Source organism: Neptuniibacter pectenicola, from assembly GCF_001597735.1.
Lineage (GTDB): Bacteria > Pseudomonadota > Gammaproteobacteria > Pseudomonadales > Balneatricaceae > Neptuniibacter > Neptuniibacter pectenicola.
On record NZ_LUTS01000190.1, the window covers coordinates 1 to 231 of the forward strand.

The following is a 231-nucleotide window of genomic DNA, read 5'->3' on the forward strand; positions in this document are numbered from 1 at the left end:
CCAATAGCAATTGAGGCCGCGAAGACGTTTCTGGATCAGCCGTTAAAGCAGCCGCTTATTATATTGGCGACTGCAGACGAAGAGAGTTCGATGAGCGGTGCTCGTGCCTTAGCCTCAACAGGCAAGCCTAAAGCCCGTTACGCTGTGATTGGTGAACCTACAGGGATGAAGCCAATCTATATGCATAAAGGCATGATGATGGAATCAGTTAAAATTGAGGGGAAAGCCGGC

General features: G+C 49.4%; 1 protein-coding gene. It reads left to right on the forward strand.

Translation table 11 applies throughout. From position 1 onward, the window contains the following. Positions 1 to 231 (forward strand): M20/M25/M40 family metallo-hydrolase (locus A3773_RS17435; protein ID WP_156473582.1); only part of this gene is annotated, 231 nt, incomplete at both ends.